This is a genomic window from Macellibacteroides fermentans (assembly GCF_013409575.1).
GTDB classification, from domain to species: Bacteria; Bacteroidota; Bacteroidia; order Bacteroidales; family Tannerellaceae; genus Macellibacteroides; species Macellibacteroides fermentans.
In genome coordinates this window covers 223,145-244,920 of record NZ_JACCCY010000003.1, presented here as the reverse complement: position 1 = coordinate 244,920, position 21,776 = coordinate 223,145, and the positions used below count along the sequence as shown (strand labels likewise).

Here is a 21,776-nt window from a genome sequence, read left to right as displayed (position 1 = left end):
TAAAGTTATGGGAATGTTCTCTTTTTACAATAACAGACGTCCTCGTCAGTTTGACCACAAACCAATATATTTTGATCCGCATAAGGAAGCTATGGAAGAACGTGTAAGACGGATCAAGAAAGAGATGGGTCTGATAGAGGATGATGAAGATTACAAGACTTCAATAAAAGGATCTTTTGTTGAAGGGACTTCACATCTTAAAAAAAGAAGGGCAAAAGGAGAGACTTCTTCCAGCCGTTCAAGTAAAAGTATTTTACTTATTGTAGCAGTAGTAGTTTTAGTCATACTTGGCTGGTATTTATTTTTTAAATGAGCGATGTAATTCATTTACTCCCGGACAGTATAGCAAACCAGATCGCTGCGGGAGAAGTTATTCAACGGCCGGCTTCAGTAGTGAAGGAGCTGGTAGAAAATGCTGTTGATGCCGGAGCTCAACAGATACAGGTTCATATAAAAGATGCCGGAAAGACGCTGGTTCAGGTAATAGATAATGGCAAGGGGATGTCCGAAACCGATGCACGAATGGCATTCGAAAGACATGCTACCTCCAAGATCTCTACAGCCAACGATCTTTTTGCCCTGCAGACAATGGGGTTCAGAGGGGAAGCGCTCGCTTCCATAGCTGCTGTAGCACATGTAGAACTACGTACCCGTCAGAGAGGGTCCGATCTTGGATCCAAGATTGCAATTGCGGGATCGGAAGTGGAATCTTCCGAACCGGATGCCTGTCCTGAAGGAAGTATTTTTTCTGTGAAGAATCTGTTCTTTAATGTCCCGGCCAGACGTAAATTCTTAAAATCCAACGAGACCGAATTCAGAAACATCATTAATGAATTCGAACGTATCGCATTGGTCAACCAGCACATTTCCATGTCGTTGCATCACAATGACACCGAAATACTAAATCTTCCTGAATCGGGATTACGTCAACGTATTGTCAATATTTACGGAAAGGCTTTGAACCAAAAATTGCTTACGCTGGAAGCGCAAAGCAGCCTGGTGACTATTTCCGGGTTTGTGGGTCGCCCCGATTCTGTAAGGAAAAGAGGTGCTTTACAATTCTTTTTTGTAAACGGACGCTTTATGAAGCACAGTTATTTTCATAAAGCGGTGATGCAGGCCTACGATCAATTGATCCCTGCAGGTGAGATGCCCGACTACTTTATCTATTTCACGCTTGATCCTGCAACCATCGATGTGAATATACATCCAACCAAGACGGAGATTAAATTTGAAAATGAACAACCGGTCTGGCAAATTCTTTGTGCCGCTGTAAGAGAGGCCATTGCTAAATCAAGTTCCATCCCCACAATCGACTTTGATGTGGATGGCTCTATAGACATTCCGGTCTTTAATGCTCCATCTTCTACCTTCAAGGCTCCATCGGTTCAGGTAAATTCGGATTATAATCCGTTTAAACCGGATACCAGCTATCAACAGCCATCGTTCGACTGGTCCAAACTCTATAAGGGTTTTGAAGAAGACCGGGCAGCAGCCTTTGCCGACGAATCCATAGAGGCTATATATCCCGAAAATCAGGAGTTATCCTCCGGACTTATTTCTGATCCGGCACCTGATGCACTTTTTCCAGAAGTGTCCAGCCTTTGTTACCAATATAAAGGGCGCTATATCATAACATCCTTAAAGTCGGGATTGCTGATTATTGACCAGCATCGGGCCCATGTACGGGTTTTGTTTGACCAGTATCTTACAAACATACGGAATCAGCAAGGTGTATCACAGCAGTTATTGTTCCCGGAGATTGTCACATTTACTCCGGCCGAAGCAACACTTGTTCCCAGCTTACTGGAAGATTTGCGCTACATCGGCTTCGATTTAAGCAATTTAGGAAACAACAGTTACGCTATAAATGGTCTGCCGTCGGGTGTGGAAAATCTGGATCCGGTAGCTTTGGTTAAAGATGCGGTAAGCCGGGCGATAGACACAGGTTGTCAGGTTCACGAAGAAATTTGCGATGCTCTGGCCCTCTCGCTGGCAAAGGCCGCGGCTATTCGCCCCGGACAATCCCTGTCTTCCGAAGAGATGGATAATCTGATTGCTTCTCTGTTTTCCTCCTCCTCATCCAGCTATACTCCGGATGGGAAGGTGATTCTGTCGAAGCTTACAGACGACGAACTGGATAAACGTTTTAAGTAATACCATCATGCACGCGATTAATTTACACCCGATATTGCCTGTAAGAGCAGAGGCTTCCGAACGTAGTGAACAGGTAACGCAACTCCTTTTTGGAGAGCAGTTTCTTACCGGCGACCAGAAAGAAGGTTTTGTAGCCATCTCCAATCTGGCGGATGGATATACCGGATGGGTGGACAGCCGGATGATCGATTTTATAGATCAGTCAACCTGGCAGCAATTGGCCGCAGCACCTAAGTGGCTCTCCTCTTTACCGGTAACGGAAGCTGTCTCGCTCAGCGACCAGCATGTAATCCGGCTCAGCTGTGGAAGTATCCTGCCGGGATACAATCAGGAAACCCGGATGTTTGGGTTCGGAGAGAGAGTCTGGTCGCTTACCTCCTGCCAGCCTAAAGCTCCCGGAGAACCAGGTTTGGAAGGAATAAAAGAAACAGCCATGCAATTTCTTCATACACCCTATTTATGGGGCGGTAAAGGAATTTTTGGGATCGACTGTTCCGGATTCACACAGATTGTGTATAGCCTGCACGGCGTATCTATTCCCCGAGATGCCAAAGATCAGGCAATGTGTGGAACCGTAATTACTTCTTTACAGGAGGGACAAGCGGGCGATCTTGTATTCTTTGCGGCTGAGGGTAAAGGTATTTCCCATGTTGGTATATTGTTGGATGATAATATGGTAATACATGCTTCGGGGTCGGTACGACTGGATAAAATAACGCAGGATGGCCTTGTGTCTACACCGCAGGTTACCTATACCAAACCGTTGGTCAGAATCTGCAGGTATATCTAACGTCTCCTATTATCTCTGATCACCAGGGGTGATGATTTTTCAGCTCTTTACGTAAAGCTAAGGCTTTGTTGCCGGTTACTTCATCCAGTATTTTCCAGAAACGCGCACTGTGGTTCATCTCTTTGGTGTGGCAAAGCTCATGAAGCAACACATAGTCGATCAGATGTGCAGGTAAAAGCATCAGGTTATAGGAGAGATTAATGCTTTTTCTACCCGTACAACTACCCCAGGAGGTCCGGCTTCCTGTAATCTTGATATCGCTGAAATTAAACCCATGCAGATTGGCAAGTTGTTTTAACCGGTCGGGCAACAACCTGCATGCTTCATGTCTCAATGCTTTCTTAAAGAGTTGCAGCAGGACCTTTTGTACCCGTTCATCTTCAAAATTAGTCTTCTCCGGACAAGCAATGTGTAATACTCCTCCCTGCAACGACATATAGTAACCGGATCGATCGGTCCGGAATATATGCAAAGAAAATGAAAAGGTTTGCAGTTCTAATTTGTCGGATAGTATTTCCCTGGCCGGGTGTCTTTTCAGTGACGCAAGTAGCTTGGCGCGGTTTTCTTCGATAAAGTGAAGCATGCGTTTTTCAGATCCTCCTATAGGAATTACCCCCACAATTTCTCCCCTGGATATTTTCAGGGTGTATCGGGTGGCACGTGCACTTTCACGAATTGTAATTCTGCCTAATTGCTTATCATCAATCTTCCTTTCCATAATGATTGCAAAAGTAATAGATTAGAGCAAACAATATTAGCTTGGAAATAGTTATCTTTGCAGATCAGAAAGAAACAAATATAAATATAATATAAATAAACAAAGATGAGCAAGAAAGCACTTTTAGTCATTTGCGACGGTTGGGGAATTGGCAACCATTCAAAATCCGATGTTATTTACAATACACCTACTCCTTATTGGGATTCTCTTCTTAAGAATTATCCTGTTTCTCAATTGCTGGCATCCGGCGAAAACGTTGGTTTGCCCGACGGACAGATGGGAAATTCGGAAGTTGGTCACCTCAATATCGGAGCCGGACGGGTTGTTTACCAGGATTTGGTTAAGATCAATATCGCTTGCCGCGAAAATAAGATTCAACAAAATCCTGAAATCATCAAGGCATACAGCTACGCAAAAGATAACAATAAGAATATTCACTTCCTGGGATTGGTATCCGATGGCGGTGTACACAGTTCACTGGAGCATCTGTTTAAATTAACAGACATAGCCAAGGAATACGGAATCAGCAAGTCTTTTGTTCATTGTTTCATGGATGGACGTGATACCGACCCCAAAAGCGGAAAAGGCTTTATCGAACAGCTGGAAGCTCACCTGGCAACAACCGGTGGTAAAATCGCATCGATTGTAGGTCGTTATTATGCTATGGACCGTGACAAACGCTGGGAACGTGTTAAGATTGCTTACGACTTGTTGGTGAACGGTACAGGCAAGCAGGCCGAATGTATGGTTACTGCAATGGGCGAATCTTATAAAGCGGGTGTGACCGACGAATTTGTAAATCCCATCGTACACGTAGAAAACGGCAAGCCGGTAGGAGTTATTGAAGAGGGAGACGTGGTTATCTTCTTCAACTATCGTAACGACCGTGCTAAGGAACTTACCATTGTACTTACACAGCAGGATATGCCGGAAGCCGGAATGAAGACCATTCCAAATCTTCAGTACTTTACAATGACACCTTACGATGCGACCTTCAAGGGACTTCACATCTTATACGATAAGGACAATGTAAGCAATACCCTGGGTGAATATCTGGCTGAAAATGGCAAGACACAGCTTCACATGGCAGAAACAGAAAAGTATGCACACGTAACCTTCTTCTTTAACGGTGGACGCGAAGCTCCGTTTGAAGGTGAAGACCGTATCCTGGTTCCTTCTCCCAAAGTGGCAACCTACGACCTTAAGCCTGAGATGAGTGCTTTCGAAATTAAGGATGCATTGGTAGATGCGTTGAACAAACAGCAGCACGACTTTATCGTTGTTAACTTTGCAAACGGCGATATGGTTGGACATACAGGTATTTACGAAGCAATCCAAAAAGCGGTGAAGACGGTGGATGCCTGCCTGGCTGAAACAGTAGAAGCAGCAAAGGCTAACGGATACGAAGTGATTATCATTGCCGATCACGGTAATGCGGATAATGCGTTGAACGAAGACGGATCTGTTAATACAGCTCACTCGCTGAATCCGGTTCCTTTCGTTTACATAAGCGAAAATAAGAATGCAAAGGTGTCGGACGGTATTCTTGCCGATGTGGCTCCTTCTATCCTTAAAATCATGGGCCTTCCTCAGCCGGCAGAAATGACCGGTAAGGCGCTGATTGATTAATAAAACTAATTTTACCTTTACGGGAGAAGGCCTTCTAAAGGGTTTTCTCCCGTTTTTTTACCATAGAATATGATTGAGATAGACGATACGATTGTAAGTCTGGATATTGTGCAGGATTATTTCCTTTGCGACCTTGCCCGTTGTAAAGGAGCCTGTTGTGTGGAGGGAGATTCGGGAGCTCCGCTCGAGAAAGAGGAGATAGCCAAGCTTGAAGCGGCATTGCCCCATGTTTGGGATGATCTTTCACCCAAAGCACGTGAGGTGATCGACCGTCAGGGTGTTGCCTACGTAGATACAGAGGGCGACATAGTTACTTCGATTGTGAACGGCAAAGATTGTGTTTTTACCTATTACGATCAGACCGGGACATGCAAATGTGCCGTCGAAAAAGCATATCGTGAAGGAAAGATTGATTTTTACAAGCCTGTTTCATGCCACCTTTATCCCATCAGAGTTACACAATACAGAGATTTTAAAGCTGTAAACTACCACCGGTGGAGTGTTTGCAAACCGGCCATTCTGTTGGGAAGGAAAGAAGAATTACGTATATTTAAATTTCTGAAAGAGCCTTTAATCCGTAAATTCGGCGAAAGCTGGTACCAGGCTTTGGATACGTGTGCTGTAGAATTGGATAAACAGTCTGGTAGCGAAAAATACTGAAAACATCTGTCATCTGTCATTTTAGATGCCAGATCCCTTTGCCAGAGCGGAGTTTGACGATGAGAGATACCTTGTGACAGATGCAATGTATCTCTCATCTATCATTTCTTATTATTCAGTTTTGCGAATTAATTCAGCACCCTGGCACTCTTCCTTGAGAAAGGTTTCGATGTGCCTTTTCTTTTTCTCAACCAGAATTTCGTTGATGTCAATCAGGATGCCGGTCTCTTCTACATTTCCGAACTCATGATTAATCGCTGTGCCGAACACGCGCATTTTCGGCGAAAGACTCATGTAGGCATTAACCAGCGGCGGTACATTAATTCCGAATTTTCGAACCTCCTGGTTTAGTACCTTGTAGTTTTCCTTAAAACAATCGTATTTAAATAAAGACTTCATTTTATCTATGTCCGTCCCGGTTTCCAGCGGATGCACCGGAGTCACCAGATCTTCGTGATCGTTAAAATGAAGGTTTAGAAAATAAAGAATCATATTACGGGCTTCGGGGTTATAGGTATTGTACATTGTTACCTTGCCGAAGTAATATTTTAGCGTAGGATCTACAACCGAAAGTGCACCTAAACCATCCCATAGATTGTCTAAAACAAATAGCCCTTTGGAACAGCCCGAACGGGTGGATTGATATTCGAGGGTTACGAAAGACCTGCCCAGTTCCACTGTATAGGGAAGGTAGTCTTTTACAAACTTGTCGGAGAAATTAAACAAATGGGAGGTCGCCAGCATGGGCTTTCCGTTTTCATCGAATTTAACATCCGATCCGCATAAGAAACGATAGCCTCCTAAAATCTGTTCTTCCACCGGATCCCATACAATGAGCTGGCGATAAGCATCTTCCATGGTGTCGTACTCGTCGATATCCACAGGCAGACCCGTGCCTCCACCATAATATCTGAAGGCAATTTCCCGTAGCCGGCCAATTTCCTGCATAACATTAGGAGAGTCGTGATGCGTAATTATATAGATCTCGTTATTCGATTTATTAGTGCTTCGTAACTTCTTTTCTTTCGTTAATTCAGCTTTAATAATAGCCTTGTCTACAGGCTGACAAATTTCTTGCATAATCATATCTTATTTTGCGGCAAGTTTATAAACAATTTCTTTTACATAATCGGCCCATTCGGCAGGTTTCTTGCTTGTGTCGAATGTTTGCCAGGGAATCGGTTTACCGAAGTAAATCCGAAACGTCTTGTGTTTGCTCGAAAACATCTCATCAGGCAGATATATCATCTCGTAGTTCATCTTAATACCCAAAGCCTTGCGAATATTGGCAAACCGGTAAAAAAAATTTGAGTTTCGCCCTTCAAAGTAAACAGGAACAACGTCTCTTTTGTACTCAACCGCTTTTTGGATAAAAGACTTTTTCCACTCAAGATCCTGAATTTTCCCATTTATTTTGCGGGAGCACATTCCCGCAGGAAAAGTAATAATCTGATTTTCCGACGCGTAAGCATCCTCTATCAGACGGGCTGCATGTTTAGCCTGCCCACCGTGCTTGTTTATAGGAACAAAAATAGATTTTAAATTCTCGAGGTAAAGAAGAAGATCGTTTACCAGGTATCTTATTTTCCCGTCAAATTTATTGCCTATGACTGCCGAAAGGCATATTCCGTCCAATCCTCCCAATGGATGGTTGGATGCAAAAATATAACGACCTTCTTTCGAAAAATCGTTTTGATTTACCAACTCCAGAGTAAGGTCGAAATACGAAATCAGCTCTTTCATAAAATCGGCACCCTGCTTATCGTGGTACCGTCTTAAGATATCATTTAGTTCATCCTGATGGACTGTCCGTATCAGATAATTTATAATAAAACCGGGAATCTTTCCCGAAATCTTCGGCGCTTTTTGCCGTAGAATTTGTTTTATGTTTATCTGCGCGATGTGTTTTTCTGCCATTATGCATTACGTTGTCAGAGGCAAAGATATAGCTATTTCTTAAAAAACAGAAAACCGCTTCTCTTTATTTTTAGTTTCATTATGTATCCAGTTATCTTATGCCCTGTTTTTGATCTAAATTAATTTTTAGATTATGGATTTTATGGATGAAATAATAAACGGACACCTGTATTAATTAAATGAGGACAAATTCGGGTCAGTCGTTTTTGGCAGGAATAAGGCTAAAATAAAGAATACACTTCATTTCCTTTTTTATATAGTATATTATTGGTGAAAAATTGAGATTAATAGATTAGATCATATGCTTTAATGTGCATATATTCAGTGTATTATGTGACTGTTGAAAACTTTTTGGGAAATTCTCGTTTAAATATTGTGGCATACTTATGGAAATGTTTAATTTTACCTTCTGATTGAGAGAAGCGTAATTTGCTTTTAAGGGTTAAGATTAAGATTTAAAGAAAGAAATGTAAATGAGTAATAAGGAGGTTTGCTATCATATTCCGGTGATGCTTAACGAGTGCATGGAAGGTCTGGCTATTAAGCCCGATGGGGTCTATGTGGATGTAACATTTGGTGGAGGCGGACATTCCAGAGAGATTCTCAGCAGACTTGGTAAAAAGGGAACTCTTTATGGCTTTGATCAGGATGCGGATGCCGAAAATAACATTCCGGAAGACGACCGTTTTGTTTTTGTGCGCAGTAATTTCCGTTACCTGTCCAACTTCATGCGTTTCCATGGCGAGACCGAAATAGACGGACTGTTGGCCGATCTGGGAGTTTCTTCCCATCATTTTGATGATAAAGACCGGGGCTTCTCTTTCCGTTTTCAGGGAATGCTGGACATGCGGATGAATACCCGTGCCGGCAAAACAGCCGCCGATATTTTAAATACCTATACGGAAGAGGCTCTTTCGACCCTCTTTTACCTTTATGGTGAATTGAAGAACTCGCGGAAACTGGCCTCTGTGATTGTAAAAGCCCGTGAAACCAAACCTCTTGAAACGACCGATGAATTTCTGGCCCTGATAACACCCTATATCGGAAAAGATAAAGAAAAAAAAATGCTTGCTCAGGTTTTTCAGGCATTGCGGATTGAGGTAAACGACGAGATGCGCGCTTTACGGGAGATGTTGCAGCAGGCCATGCGCCTTCTTAAACCGGGGGGACGTCTGGTGGTGATGACTTACCATTCGCTCGAAGACCGTTTGGTGAAGAATTTTTTTAAGTCGGGTAACTTTGAAGGAACGATCAGCCAGGATTTCTTTGGAAATATCCAGTCTCCATTTCGCCTGATAAATAACAAGGTTATAACTCCATCGTCCGAAGAGGTGGAGGTAAACCCGCGTTCACGCAGTGCTAAGCTTCGGATAGCAGAAAAACTGTAAAGTAAAACCGGATTTCTATGGACGAGAAGCAAAAGAAAACAAGGAAAAAGGAAAAAAAGCTTTCGCTTTTGTATGTGTTGGGAGGCGGAATCCTGAAAGAGGATTTTATCGTCAAACATACAAGAATGATTGTCCTGATCGTAATTCTGATGTTCTTCTTTATCGGAAACAGATATACCTGCATGCAAAAACTGAGAGAAATAGACCGGTTGCAGCAGCAGCTCAGGGATGTGCGCTTTGAAGCACTTTCCATCTCTTCCGAACTTACCGGCAATAGCCGTCAGTCGCAAATAGAGTTACTTATTGAAGAACAAGGTGTTGAACTGGAAGGGGCGAAGACTCCTCCCTATGAATTGTATAAATAACCATGGCCGAAGAGAATCAACCTAAAGATATTGAGCCGAAAAATAATAGGATTCTGGCCTATTATTTTATTGTCGTACTACTCTTGGGGCTTGTGGTGACAGGGATACTTGTGCGTATGTTCGATACGGCCTTCGTCGAGAAGGAAAAATGGGAAAAAGTAGCCGAAAGTCAGAAACGTCCCAACCGGCTGGTATTGCCTGGAAGAGGAAATATCTATTCTGCCGACGGAAAATTGATGGCTACCAGCGTACCCCGTTACTACATGTATATTGATTTTAAGGCCGACGGACTTCAAGCCGATACACTGAAGCATTATGTGGATTCGCTATCGTATTACCTGTCCAAAAAACTAAAAAACAGAACAGCCGCAGGATATAAGGCACACTTGTTACGCGGACTAAGAAGTAAAAGCCGACAGTATCCGGTCTATGAAGGACGAGTATCTTATACCGACCTGAAAGAGATAAAGACCTACCCGTTCCTGCGTTTAAGCAAGTACAAAAGCGGCTTTTATACCAAAGAGATGGTGCAGCGCCAGAAACCCTTCGGTTCGCTGGCTTCACGAACCATCGGCGATATTTACGGCGAAATTGAAGAGGGCGGTACCACCAAAGGAAAGAACGGACTGGAACTTCAATACGATTCCCTGTTACGGGGGCAGGCCGGACTAAGTTCCGTACGCCGTGTAGGGGGAGGGTGGACCAACGTGATCGAGATCGAACCGGTGAACGGGATGGATATCCGTACCACCATTGATATCGATATTCAGGACATAACCGAAAAGTCGCTGGTGGATATGCTAAAGGAAATTGATGCTGAGTCGGGAACGGCTGTGGTTATGGAGGTAGCTACCGGCGAAATCAAGGCGATCACCAATATGGGCCGTATTCGTGAAGGTATTTACGGCGAGACTAAAAACCATGCGGTGGCAGACGAATCGGAACCCGGATCCACCTTTAAGGTGGCATCCATGATGGTTGCCCTGGAGGATGGTGTTTGTACGCCAACCGATTCGGTAGACACCGGGAATGGAATATTCATGTATAAAGGGGCACGGATGACCGACCATAACGCCAATAAAGGCGGATATCATATGATAACGGCCGAAAAGGCCATCTGGAACTCGTCCAATATCGGGGTTGCCAAGCTGATTTTGAGAGGATACGAAAAGAACCCGTCCAAATTTGTGGAAGGGTTGTACCGTATCGGAATCAATACCCCGTTGAATCTCGAAATACCCGGAGCGGGAAGGGCCAAGATACGTAAACCCTCCGACTCGACACGGTACTGGTCAAAGACCACCCTGCCCTGGATGTCGTTCGGATACGAAACGCAGATACCGCCCATCTATACGCTCACCTTTTTCAATGCCATCGCCAATGGGGGGAAACAGGTGCGCCCTATGTTTACCAAGGAGATTCTTCGCGATGGCGAAGTGGTGAAAAGTTTTTCTACCGAGGTGTTAAACCCGGCTATCTGTTCGGAGAAAACCCTGACGCAGATTAAAAGCATGCTGGTAGGAGTTGTGGAAGAGGGAACCGGACAGGCGGTACGCTCGGACATAGTGAGCATTGCGGGTAAGACCGGAACAGCTCAGCTATCGCAGGGATCGGCCGGTTACAAAGCCGCGGGAGTCAGTCACCAGGTCTCCTTCTGTGGTTATTTTCCTGCCGACAAGCCTGTATATTCCTGTATTGTGGTGATACGCAGGCCCCGTATCGGATATCCTTCGGGAGGAACCATGGCGGGAGGTGTTTTTAAATCCATCGCCGAAAAGATATTTGCCGGAACGGTTTCCTACAACCTGGATAAGATGCCCGCAGATTCTGCGGCAGTTAAAATCCCTCAGGTAAAAGGAGGCGATCTGCAGGCGTTGGAAAATGTAATGAAACAATTCGGAATCCGTCTGGGTACCGATAGTGTGGAAAGTCCCTGGGTGATGACCGGTATAAAGGAGACCGGCATAAGTCTGAAAAATGTATCGGAAAAGAAGGGCGTTGTCCCTCACGTAGTAGGAATGGGGGCCAAAGACGCTGTCTTCTTGCTCGAAAACCAGGGATTGAGAGTCTCCATCTCCGGAATGGGGAAAGTCACCTCCCAGTCCATTCCTCCGGGAAGCCGGGCAATAAAGGGACAAACGATTGCTATTGTTTTGAATTAAATGATAAAAAAGCTTATGGAACTGAAAAGCTTGATGAAGGTGCTGCAAGTTCAGAATCTTACAGGTACCGATGATTTACATATACAGAGTATAGCTGCCGATTCACGTAAAGTTACGGATGGCAGTCTGTTTGTAGCCGTTAAGGGGACTGCCTCCGACGGACACGATTACATCCCGGTGGCGATTGCCAACGGAGCCAGGGCAATTGTGTGCGAAGTATTACCGGCTGCTTTATCCGAAACCGTTACTTATATTGTGGTTCCCGATACAGCCGAAGCTTTGGGTAAGCTGGCGTCGGCCTGGTACGAGTTCCCTTCAGATAACCTTGTGGTTGTAGGGGTTACCGGTACCAACGGAAAAACTACCATTGCTACGTTACTATACGACATGTTCCGGAAGATGGGCCACAAGGCAGGTCTGCTTTCCACCGTGTGCAATTATATAGACGGCGAAGCCGTTCCCGCCACCCATACCACCCCCGATGCACTTACTTTGCACGAACTGATGGCGCGTATGGTTGATGCCGGATGCGAGTATCTGTTTATGGAGGTCAGCTCCCATGCAGTAGATCAGAAGCGCATCAGCGGAATCTCCTTCGATGGCGGCATATTCACGAACCTTACCCGCGATCACCTCGATTACCACCTTACGGTAGAAAACTACCTGAAGGCAAAAAAGCAGTTCTTTGATAACCTGCCTGCATCGGCATTCGCCCTTACCAATGCCGATGATAAATCGGGACTGGTCATGCTTCAGAACACGGCTGCCACGAAACTCACCTATTCGTTGCGCACGCTGGCAGATGTAAAAGGCCGAATCCTCGAATCCCATTTCGAAGGTACCCTGCTTACCATCAACGACAAGGAGGTGATGGTGCATTTTGTAGGCCGTTTCAATGCTTACAACTTACTGGCGGTTTACGGAGCGGCAGTTGCTTTGGGAAAAGAACCCGAAGAGGTGCTGCTTGCCCTAAGTACGTTACATTCGGTGTCGGGACGTTTCGAAACCATCCAGTCTCCTCTGGGATATACGGCCATTGTGGATTATGCCCATACGCCCGATGCCCTTAACAATGTGCTCAACGGTATACATGAAGTCCTTGATAGCAGAGGCCGTATCCTTACCGTGGTAGGTGCCGGAGGAAACAGAGATAAAGGCAAGCGTCCCCTGATGGCCAAAGAGGCTGTGAAGCTGAGCGACCAGGTGATCCTTACCTCAGATAACCCCCGATTCGAAGAACCCGAAGATATCATAAATGATATGGTAGCCGGGTTGAACAACGAAGAGAAGCAACGTACCCTTTGCATTACGGATCGTAGTCAGGCCATTAAAACCGCCGCCTTACTCGCAAAAAAGGGCGATGTGATTCTTATTGCCGGTAAAGGGCACGAAGATTATCAGGATGTGAAGGGGGTGAAACATCATTTCGACGACCGCGAAATAGTGAGAGAGATATTCGGAACACAACAAAAACAATAAAGGCAAGCGCATGTTATACTATCTTTTTAATTTTTTGGATCAGCTTGATTTCCCGGGTGCCGGCATGTTCAAATATGTTTCGTTCCGATCGGGACTGGCATTAATATTATCGCTGTTTATTTCTACAGCCATCGGTCGCCGTATTATCAACCGGTTGCAGATGCTCCAGATTGGTGAGACAGTCCGCAACCTGGGGTTGGAAGGTCAGATGAGTAAGAAAGGAACCCCCACCATGGGAGGGATCATCATAATCATAGCCATTCTGGTGCCAACGATTCTTTGCGCCAAATTAAACAATATTTACCTGTTGCTGATGATTGTCACCACACTTTGGCTGGGATCCATCGGCTTCCTCGACGATTACATCAAGGTGTTCCGTAAAAACAAAGAGGGGCTGCATGGCCGTTTTAAGATTGTGGGTCAGGTAGGCCTCGGACTTATTGTGGGGGTAACCCTGTATCTTAGTCCGGATGTGGTAATCAAGGAGAATATGGAGGTGCGCCGCAACAACGTCATCGAAGAGGTTAATTACCATCAGGTGGAGACCAAGTCGACCAAAACCACCATTCCGTTCCTGAAGAACAACAACTTCGACTATGCAAAACTGGTGGATTGGGCAGGCGAATATAAAGTGGAAGCCGCATGGCTGGTATTTGTGCTGATGACCATCTTTGTGGTTACCGCCGTATCCAACGGAGCAAACCTTACCGACGGTCTGGACGGACTGGCGGCCGGAAGTTCGGCTATCATCGGGGTGGCGTTGGGCGTGTTGGCCTATATGTCTTCCCACTTTGAATTTGCCTCATTCCTCAACATCATGTTTATTCCGGGAGCAGAAGAGCTGGTGGTGTTTGCCGCCGCATTCATCGGAGCCACCGTTGGCTTCCTTTGGTATAATTCCTATCCCGCCCAGGTATTTATGGGAGATACCGGCAGTCTTACCCTCGGTGGTATTATTGCAGTATTCGCCATTATTATACGTAAAGAGTTGCTTATCCCGATACTTTGTGGTATCTTTTTCGCAGAAAGCATATCGGTGATGATGCAGGTAGCTTACTTTAAATACACGAAAAAGAAATATGGCGTTGGAAAACGCATTTTTAAGATGACTCCGTTGCATCACCATTTCCAGAAACCCGGAAATGCAGGCATCGAAGCCCTGTTGCAAAAGCCGTTCAATGTGGTACCCGAATCTAAAATCGTAGTAAGGTTCTGGCTTATCGGCATTATTCTGGCTGTTATTACAATTGTCACTTTAAAGATGAGATAAAGATGGGTAAAAAGATGGTAATTTTGGGAGCCGGCGAAAGTGGAACAGGTGCTGCTGTGCTGGCTAAAGCCAAAGGGTATGATGTGTTTGTTTCGGATTTATCGGTCATTAAACCCGTTTACAAAGAGATGATGGATGCACGTGGCATCGCCTGGGAAGAGGGGCAGCACACGGAATCGATTGTTCTTGCAGCAGACGAAATAGTAAAGAGTCCCGGTATTCCCGACAAAGCAGCCATCATTAAGAAACTGAAGGAAAAGGGTACCTCCATTATTTCTGAAATAGAATTTGCAGGAAGGTATACCAACTCCAAAATGATATGTATTACCGGTAGTAACGGCAAAACCACTACCACGATGCTTACATACCATATCCTTAAGCAGGCCGGACTCGATGTGGGACTTGCCGGAAACGTGGGAAACAGTCTGGCGTTACAGGTTGCAGAGCAGCCGCACGCATACTATGTGCTTGAACTAAGCAGTTTCCAGCTGGACAACATGTACGACTTTAAGGCCGATGTTGCCATATTAATGAATATAACTCCAGACCATCTGGACCGCTATAATTATGAATTTCAGAATTATGTGGACTCTAAATTCCGCATCATTCAGAATCAAACGGAGGAAGATGTCTTTATCTATTGGAACGACGATCCCGTGATTGCCCGTGAGATAGCAAAGCATAATCCCAAAGCTGCGTTGTATCCTTTTTCTGAAACAAAAAAGGAGGGCGTAAAAGCATTCACAGAGAACAAACAAATAGTAATTGAAACAGATAACGGAATATTTACAATGGATCAGGATCAGTTAGCATTAACGGGTACGCACAATCTATATAATTCGCTGGCTTCGGGTATTGCTGCAAAGGTGACGGACATCAAAGACGATGAGATACGTGCTTCGCTGAGCGACTTTGCCGGCGTGGAGCACAGATTGGAAAAGGTGGCCCGTGTTCGTGGTGTCGATTATATCAATGATTCCAAAGCTACAAACGTAAACTCCTGCTGGTACGCCCTGCAGAGTATGAATACACCCGTTGTGCTTATCCTGGGAGGAACGGATAAAGGAAACGACTACACCGAAATTGAAGAACTGGTGATAAACAAGGTGCACTCCCTGATCTTTCTGGGTGTAGACAATACCAAGTTGCATGCGTTCTTTGATGGGAAGGTGCCGGTTATTGAAGATGCGCAGTCGATGGAAGAGGCCATCTCCAAAGCATATAAACTGGCCAGTAAGGGAGATACGGTATTGTTGTCGCCCTGTTGTGCTAGTTTCGACCTTTTCAAAAATTATGAAGACAGAGGCAACCAGTTCAAAGCTTGTGTGCTAAACTTATAAAACAGCGGATTATTTATGGATCTGGCAAGTAAACTATTTAAGGGCGACAGGGTGATATGGATCATTTTCATGTTCCTGTGCCTGGTCTCGGTGGTCGAAGTTTTTAGCGCAACCAGTACAATTGCGTATAAAAACGCAAATCACTGGGCTCCCATAGTGCGCCATGCCACTTTTTTGCTGGGCGGATTTGTTGTGGTTATACTACTGCATAACATCCCTTACAAATTTTTCTCGGCATTCATCGCTTTACTTCCGCTGTCTGTACTGATGCTGCTTATCACTCCGTTTATCGGCGTGAGTGCCAACGACGCCCATCGTTGGTTGGAGCTTTTCGGAGTGCAGTTCCAGCCGTCGGAATTCGGAAAACTATCGTCGGTGGTTTATGTTGCCTTCTTGCTGAGCAAACGTAACAAGTTTACGGATGTGCAGCTATTCAAATGGCTTTTGTTAGGTGTCGGAATTATCTGTGTGTTGATTCTTCCCGAAAACTTCTCCACGGCATTTATGCTCTTTGGGGTGTGTTTTCTGTTGATGTTTGTAGGACAGATCCCACTCAGACTGCTGTTTAAGCTAATGGCCGTTCTTATTCTGGTCTTTTCCTTTTTAGGAGCCGCCCTCATCTTTATGCCCGACAGTGCAATGAAGTACCTGCCTAACCGTGCCCAGACCTGGAAAGCACGTATTGCCGACTTCAACCACAAGAGTGATTTTAAAGAGGGTGAAACCTATGTAATCAACGACGACAATTACCAGGTATCCCATGCCAAAATAGCCATTGCCCGCGGAGGAATTATCGGCCAACTGCCCGGTCACGGTCAGCAACGCGATTTCTTACCCCAGGCCTATTCAGATTTTATCTATGCCATCATTATAGAAGAGCTGGGAGTTGTAGGAGGGGTGTTCGTATTGTTACTCTACATCATGCTGCTTATCAGGGCAGGTATGATTGCCCGGCGGTGCGATAAGCTGTTTCCTAAATTTCTGGTGCTGGGCTGCGGGTTGCTGGTGGTTACACAGGCACTTGCCAACATGGCGGTGGCAGTAAACCTAATACCTGTAACCGGTCAGCCGTTGCCTCTTATCAGTCGTGGGGGAACCTCCACGGTTATCACCTGTATCTATTTCGGCATCATTCTCAGCGTGAGCCGTTTTGGAGCCGGTATGGGAGAAGAGGATACTACGGAGGAGGGACCCGAAGAGGCGGAAGTTTCGGAGGAGCCGGAAACCGAAGAGGATAACACGGCGGTGAAAACAATAAAAGAACTTGAAACAATCGTAGAATAAGATATGAGAACGTATCGGATTATGATAAGTGGCGGTGGAACGGGAGGACATATATTCCCGGCTATATCCATTGCCAACACACTGCGGAAACGGTTTCCGTCGTGCGAAATTTTGTTTGTAGGCGCGGAAGACCGTATGGAAATGGAAAAAGTTCCGGCGGCGGGTTATCCGATAGTAGGACTTCCGGTAAGCGGATTCGACCGGTCCAATAAGCTGAACAACATCAAGGTGATCGGGAAGTTGTTGAAAAGTCTGCGCCTGGCAAGTAAAACCATCCGCGAATTTAAGCCCGATATCGCTATCGGAGTAGGAGGATATGCCAGCGGTCCCACGTTGTGGATGGCAGGCCGGCAGGGAATCCCCACGCTTATCCAGGAACAGAACTCGTATGCCGGGGTAACCAACAAGCTGCTGGCCCGCAGTGCCCGCAAGATCTGTGTTGCCTACGAAGGAATGGAGAAGTTCTTTCCCTACGAGAAACTGATTGTTACCGGTAACCCGGTACGGTCTGATCTGGAAGAGGCTCTCACCAAAAAAGAGGAGGCCGTCCGTTTCTTCGGATTGGATCCGAACCGCAAAACCATCTTGGTTGTGGGAGGCAGTCTGGGCGCAAGAACCATCAACCAAAGTATCATTGCCGGTCTGGATGCCCTTTACACCCTGGAAGATGTGCAGGTAATCTGGCAGACAGGTAAGAATTACCACGAAGAATCGTTGAAACACCTGAAGGCCTATCATGGAATTCCGGTCTGGTGTTCCGACTTCATTACACGGATGGATTATGCCTATGCGGCGGCCGATCTGGTTATCTCCAGAGCCGGTGCAGGTTCAATTTCAGAACTATGCCTTTTAAGGAAACCGGTCATTCTGGTACCTTCGCCCAACGTGGCAGAAGATCATCAGACTAAGAATGCCCTGGCTTTGGTAGTTAAGAATGCGGCCATCATGATACCCGATGCCGAGGCGCGGGAGAGGCTCATCCCAACGGCCCTTGAGGTGGTGCGCGATGAAAAGCAGCTGGCTATGCTCGGAAAGAATATCGAATTGCTGGCCCAGCACCGGAGTGCCGAACGGATTGTGGATGAGATTGTAAATATTATTGATAAATAAGAAAGGTTCGTGCAGAACCTTGCAAGAAGATAGAACGAAGATGAATATAGATAAAATTAAATCGGTATATTTTGTAGGAGCCGGAGGTATCGGAATGAGCGCCTTGATCCGCTATTTCCTTTCTAAAGGCAAGCTGGTGGCAGGTTACGATAAAACCCCGTCCGATTTAACAAAACAACTTAATGAGGAGGGAGCTTTGATTCATTACGACGACAACGTGGACCTGATTCCCGAAGTCTGCCGCAACCCCCTCGAAACTCTGGTAGTCTACACCCCGGCTGTACCCTCCACCCATACGGAGCTAAGTTATTTTCAGTCGGCAGGCTTCGAAGTAATGAAGCGTGCCCGCGTATTGGGCGAGATTACCGGTTGTACCCGCGGACTCTGTGTGGCCGGTACCCATGGTAAAACAACCACCTCATCCATGATTGCGCATCTGCTTAAACAATCGCATGTGGGCTGCAACGCTTTTCTGGGCGGTATCCTGAAAAACTACGACAGCAACCTGTTATTGTCGGAAACCAGCGACCTTACGGTAATTGAAGCCGACGAGTACGACCGTTCGTTTCACTGGCTCACTCCCTATATGGCCGTAATCACGTCGGCCGACCCCGACCATCTTGATATCTACGGAACGGCTGAGGCATACCGCGAGAGCTTCGAGAAATTCACCTCCCTGATTCGTCCGGACGGATGCCTGCTTATGCGCAAAGGCATTGCCGTAACTCCCAGACTGAATACAGGCGTTTCATGTTATACCTATTCGGCTTCCGAGGATGGCGATTTCCATGCAGAAAACATCCGTATCGGAAACGGTACCATTGTGTTCGACTTTGTTTCGCCGGACGGAGTAATCAAAGATGTGGAACTGGGAGTTCCCGTTAAAGTAAATATAGAGAATGGCGTAGCCGCCATGGCCATCGCCTGGTTGAACGGCGCTACCGAAGAAGAATTAAAGGATGCCATGCAGACCTTTCAGGGACCAAAGCGCCGATTCGATTTCCGCATGAAAACGGACCGTTGTGTGCTGATAGACGATTATGCCCATCACCCCGAAGAGTTAAAGGCGAGTATTCAGTCGGTGAAGGAACTCTATGCCGGCAGAAAGGTTACCGGTATCTTCCAGCCGCACCTGTTTACCCGTACACGCGATTTTGCACCCGAGTTTGCCGCCAGTCTTTCGCTGCTGGACGAACTGATCCTGCTGGATATCTACCCTGCACGCGAAGAACCCATTCCGGGAGTAACCTCGTCCATCATCTTCGACCGGGTGACTATCCCTGCAAAGAGGCTTTGCACGAAAGCAGAACTGCCCGGTATCATCGAGGCAGGAGCGTATGATGTTGTACTGATGGTTGGAGCCGGCGATATAGACCGGTTGGTTGAACCTGTAAAACAAATATTGGAAAAACGGTGATCCGCGCATTATCCATAGTAGTTGCCACGTTGTTGTTTGCCTACATCGTGTTTGTCTCTTTCTATTTCAGGGAAAAGAGACACAACCCTCGTTGTCACGACCTGGAGATTGTGGTGGAAGACAGCCTCGACAAACACTTTGTGAGCGAATCAGATATCATAGCCATACTCAGGCAAGCCGATCTGAACCCCATCGACAAACGGGCAAGAAAGGTTAACACCAACAAGATTGAGGCCGAACTGCTCAAGAACCAGATGATAGCCCGGGTGGAAGCCTATAACACCCCTTCCGGAACAGTCAAGCTGGAGGTAACGCAGAAAGTACCCATTCTGCGCATTATGAGTGTGCGGGGTAACTATTATGTGGATAACGAAGGCAGCACCATGCCAGTTAGTCCCCGCTACGTGGCCCACGTACCAATTGCAACCGGTTACATAGAAAAAGAGCTGGCTATTACCGATTTATATAAATTTGCATTATTTTTGCAAAAGGATGAGTTCTGGAATGATCAGATTGACCAGATATTTGTTCATCCCGACGGCGAAACAGAACTTATACCCCGGGTGGGAAGTCACCGGATCGTATTAGGTACACTGGACGATTTTGAAACCAAGTTTCAGAACCTGAAGCTGTTTTACGATCAGGCCATCCCTATCGTAGGATGGGAGAAATACAGTGTAATCAGTTTAAAATATAAGAATCAGATTGTTTGTACAAAAAAATAAATGATATGGCATACACAGACTTTATAGCAGCTATTGATCTAGGTACCTCCCGGATAGTCGGGATGGTGGGAAAGAAGAACGAGCACGGAGTTCTTTCCATAATTGCCTACGAAGTTGAAAACTCCGGTAACTGCATCCGGAGGGGATGTGTATATAATGTGGAAGAAACAGCCAATAAAATTAAACGCCTGGTAAGGAAACTTGAAAACAAGCTTCACGAGGCAAAGATAGAGAAGGTGTACGTAGGCGTAGGCGGACAGTCACTCCGTTCAATCAACCACACAGTACCCCGTGTACTTGGTACGGAAGGAGTGGTGACGGACGAGATCATCTCTTCGCTGCATGCAGAATGCCTCAACTTCCATCCCGATATGCTGGATGTGCTGGCTGCGGTGTCTCCCGTATATTACCTGGATAACAAACCCGAGGCCAATCCGGTGGGCATTCCCTGCACACGCATCGAAGCAAAATATAAGCTTATTGTGGGCCGTCCTTCGCTGAAGCGACATATCATAAACAGTATCGCCGAAAGAGCCCAGATAACCATTGCCGGAATTATTGTCTCACCCCTTGCCCTTAGCGATGCCGTTCTGAACGACGACGAACGCGATCTGGGATGTGCGCTGATCGGTTTTGGAGCCGGCGTTACAACACTTACCGTTTATAAGGGAGGAAAACTGCTGCATCTTTCTGTTATTCCGTTGGGAAGCAATCTGATCACAAGAGATATAACCAGTCTGCATCTGCCTGAAAGCGAAGCCGAAAGGGTAAAACAAACCTACGGAAGTGCCATGATGGATCAGGATAACGACCAATCCATCCAGGTAAGTCAGGCCGACGGCTTGGGTATGCGTGAAATCAAGCTATCGGATCTCAACAACGTGGTTGAGGCACGTATGGGAGAAATTCTTGAGAATGTGTACGCCAGACTGGATGCCATCGAGATGGAGGGAACGTTAGGAGCAGGTATCGTTATTACAGGAGGTGGAGCAGCGTTAAAAAGTCTGCCCGAAGTAATACGCAAGCGCACTAAAATGGAGGTACGTTACGCGGCTACCCGCAGAGGGATTGTGGCCAGCGGCGACCTGGAAGCAGGGAATCCTTCGTATGCATCGGCCGTAGGCTTGTTGCTGAACGGAACCGAAAACTGTGCCGGCTTTGTGCCGAAAGCCTATGCTGCAGAACCAGAGGCCTTCCTGATTGAGCCGGTAGAGGTACCGTCCATGCCGAAGAGTGAACCCGTTAAGCCGTCAAAACCCAAACCGGAAAAGAAACAGGGCGGGCTTTTAAAGAACCTTTCATCCAAGTTTGACAGCATGACACGGAATCTTTTTGATGATAGCGAAGATAAGTCATAAGCAATTG

19 protein-coding genes are annotated in these 21,776 nt (G+C 46.0%); 16 read left to right on the top strand and 3 right to left on the bottom strand.

What is annotated here, in order from left to right; translation table 11 throughout:
- Nucleotides 1-7 precede the first annotated feature (7 nt).
- From F5613_RS10450 to F5613_RS10440, 3 genes are read left to right on the top strand one after another with little or no spacing between them, the layout of a single operon-like run.
- Nucleotides 8-313 (top strand): hypothetical protein, encoded by a 306-nt coding sequence (locus F5613_RS10450; protein ID WP_179399718.1) that lies wholly within the window; start codon nucleotides 8-10, stop codon nucleotides 311-313.
- On the top strand, nucleotides 310-2,157 hold the full coding sequence (gene mutL / locus F5613_RS10445) for a DNA mismatch repair endonuclease MutL (RefSeq protein ID WP_179399717.1): 1,848 nt from the start codon (nucleotides 310-312) through the stop codon (nucleotides 2,155-2,157). The genes F5613_RS10450 and mutL overlap by 4 nt, the downstream gene beginning before the upstream one ends.
- A gap of 7 nt (nucleotides 2,158-2,164) precedes the next feature.
- Entirely contained in the window at nucleotides 2,165-2,947 is a 783-nt protein-coding gene (locus tag F5613_RS10440) for a C40 family peptidase (protein ID WP_179399716.1), read from the top strand.
- Between the two features lie 19 nt (nucleotides 2,948-2,966).
- Here F5613_RS10440 and F5613_RS10435 read toward each other — a convergent pair whose 3' ends face one another.
- Nucleotides 2,967-3,665, bottom strand: a complete 699-nt coding sequence (locus F5613_RS10435) for a M48 family metallopeptidase (RefSeq protein WP_179399715.1) — start codon at nucleotides 3,663-3,665, stop codon at nucleotides 2,967-2,969.
- A gap of 105 nt (nucleotides 3,666-3,770) precedes the next feature.
- Here F5613_RS10435 and gpmI point away from each other — a divergent pair, with 105 nt between their 5' ends.
- Together gpmI and F5613_RS10425 are read left to right on the top strand one after the other, a co-directional pair.
- Complete coding sequence (gene gpmI, locus F5613_RS10430; RefSeq protein WP_179399714.1) at nucleotides 3,771-5,294, top strand: 2,3-bisphosphoglycerate-independent phosphoglycerate mutase; 1,524 nt, start codon at nucleotides 3,771-3,773, stop codon at nucleotides 5,292-5,294.
- 69 nt (nucleotides 5,295-5,363) lie between these two features.
- The gene (locus F5613_RS10425; RefSeq protein ID WP_179399713.1) at nucleotides 5,364-5,954 is read left to right on the top strand and encodes a DUF3109 family protein; all 591 of its coding nucleotides are present in this window, start codon (nucleotides 5,364-5,366) and stop codon (nucleotides 5,952-5,954) included.
- Nucleotides 5,955-6,065: 111 nt separating this feature from the next.
- Here the strand turns inward: F5613_RS10425 and F5613_RS10420 are convergent, their stop codons facing one another.
- Both F5613_RS10420 and F5613_RS10415 read right to left on the bottom strand, forming a co-directional pair.
- Nucleotides 6,066-7,034 carry a GNAT family N-acetyltransferase gene (locus tag F5613_RS10420; RefSeq protein WP_179399712.1) on the bottom strand — a complete coding sequence of 323 codons (969 nt, stop codon included), beginning with the start codon at nucleotides 7,032-7,034 and terminating at the stop codon, nucleotides 6,066-6,068.
- Between the two features lie 9 nt (nucleotides 7,035-7,043).
- A complete protein-coding gene (locus F5613_RS10415) occupies nucleotides 7,044-7,871 on the bottom strand; it encodes a 1-acyl-sn-glycerol-3-phosphate acyltransferase (RefSeq protein WP_179399711.1) in 828 nt (275 codons plus the stop codon).
- Nucleotides 7,872-8,344: 473 nt separating this feature from the next.
- Between F5613_RS10415 and rsmH the strand changes: the two genes are divergently transcribed.
- Genes rsmH through ftsA form a run of 11 tightly spaced genes read left to right on the top strand, consistent with a single transcriptional unit; the run spans nucleotide 8,345 to nucleotide 21,769 of the window.
- The gene (rsmH, locus tag F5613_RS10410; protein WP_179399710.1) at nucleotides 8,345-9,259 is read left to right on the top strand and encodes a 16S rRNA (cytosine(1402)-N(4))-methyltransferase RsmH; all 915 of its coding nucleotides are present in this window, start codon (nucleotides 8,345-8,347) and stop codon (nucleotides 9,257-9,259) included.
- A 17-nt stretch (nucleotides 9,260-9,276) separates the two neighbouring features.
- Entirely contained in the window at nucleotides 9,277-9,624 is a 348-nt protein-coding gene (locus F5613_RS10405; protein WP_068184046.1) for an FtsL-like putative cell division protein, read from the top strand.
- 2 nt (nucleotides 9,625-9,626) lie between these two features.
- Entirely contained in the window at nucleotides 9,627-11,786 is a 2,160-nt protein-coding gene (locus tag F5613_RS10400) for a penicillin-binding protein (protein WP_179399709.1), read from the top strand.
- Nucleotides 11,787-11,801: 15 nt separating this feature from the next.
- A complete protein-coding gene (locus tag F5613_RS10395; protein ID WP_179399708.1) occupies nucleotides 11,802-13,265 on the top strand; it encodes a UDP-N-acetylmuramoyl-L-alanyl-D-glutamate--2,6-diaminopimelate ligase in 1,464 nt (487 codons plus the stop codon).
- Nucleotides 13,266-13,275: 10 nt separating this feature from the next.
- Nucleotides 13,276-14,535 (top strand): phospho-N-acetylmuramoyl-pentapeptide-transferase, encoded by a 1,260-nt coding sequence (gene mraY, locus F5613_RS10390; RefSeq protein WP_179399707.1) that lies wholly within the window; start codon nucleotides 13,276-13,278, stop codon nucleotides 14,533-14,535.
- Between the two features lie 2 nt (nucleotides 14,536-14,537).
- Complete coding sequence (gene murD, locus F5613_RS10385; RefSeq protein ID WP_179399706.1) at nucleotides 14,538-15,875, top strand: UDP-N-acetylmuramoyl-L-alanine--D-glutamate ligase; 1,338 nt, start codon at nucleotides 14,538-14,540, stop codon at nucleotides 15,873-15,875.
- A 15-nt stretch (nucleotides 15,876-15,890) separates the two neighbouring features.
- Nucleotides 15,891-17,159 carry an FtsW/RodA/SpoVE family cell cycle protein gene (locus F5613_RS10380; RefSeq protein WP_179399705.1) on the top strand — a complete coding sequence of 423 codons (1,269 nt, stop codon included), beginning with the start codon at nucleotides 15,891-15,893 and terminating at the stop codon, nucleotides 17,157-17,159.
- A 3-nt stretch (nucleotides 17,160-17,162) separates the two neighbouring features.
- Entirely contained in the window at nucleotides 17,163-18,269 is a 1,107-nt protein-coding gene (murG, locus tag F5613_RS10375; protein ID WP_179399704.1) for an undecaprenyldiphospho-muramoylpentapeptide beta-N-acetylglucosaminyltransferase, read from the top strand.
- Nucleotides 18,270-18,309: 40 nt separating this feature from the next.
- Nucleotides 18,310-19,686: a UDP-N-acetylmuramate--L-alanine ligase gene (gene murC, locus F5613_RS10370; RefSeq protein ID WP_179399703.1), complete on the top strand. Its 1,377-nt coding sequence runs from the start codon at nucleotides 18,310-18,312 to the stop codon at nucleotides 19,684-19,686.
- Nucleotides 19,683-20,411: a cell division protein FtsQ/DivIB gene (locus tag F5613_RS10365; protein ID WP_179399702.1), complete on the top strand. Its 729-nt coding sequence runs from the start codon at nucleotides 19,683-19,685 to the stop codon at nucleotides 20,409-20,411. The genes murC and F5613_RS10365 overlap by 4 nt, the downstream gene beginning before the upstream one ends.
- Nucleotides 20,412-20,416: 5 nt before the next feature.
- Complete coding sequence (ftsA, locus tag F5613_RS10360; RefSeq protein ID WP_179399701.1) at nucleotides 20,417-21,769, top strand: cell division protein FtsA; 1,353 nt, start codon at nucleotides 20,417-20,419, stop codon at nucleotides 21,767-21,769.
- The last annotated feature ends 7 nt before the right edge of the window (nucleotides 21,770-21,776 follow it).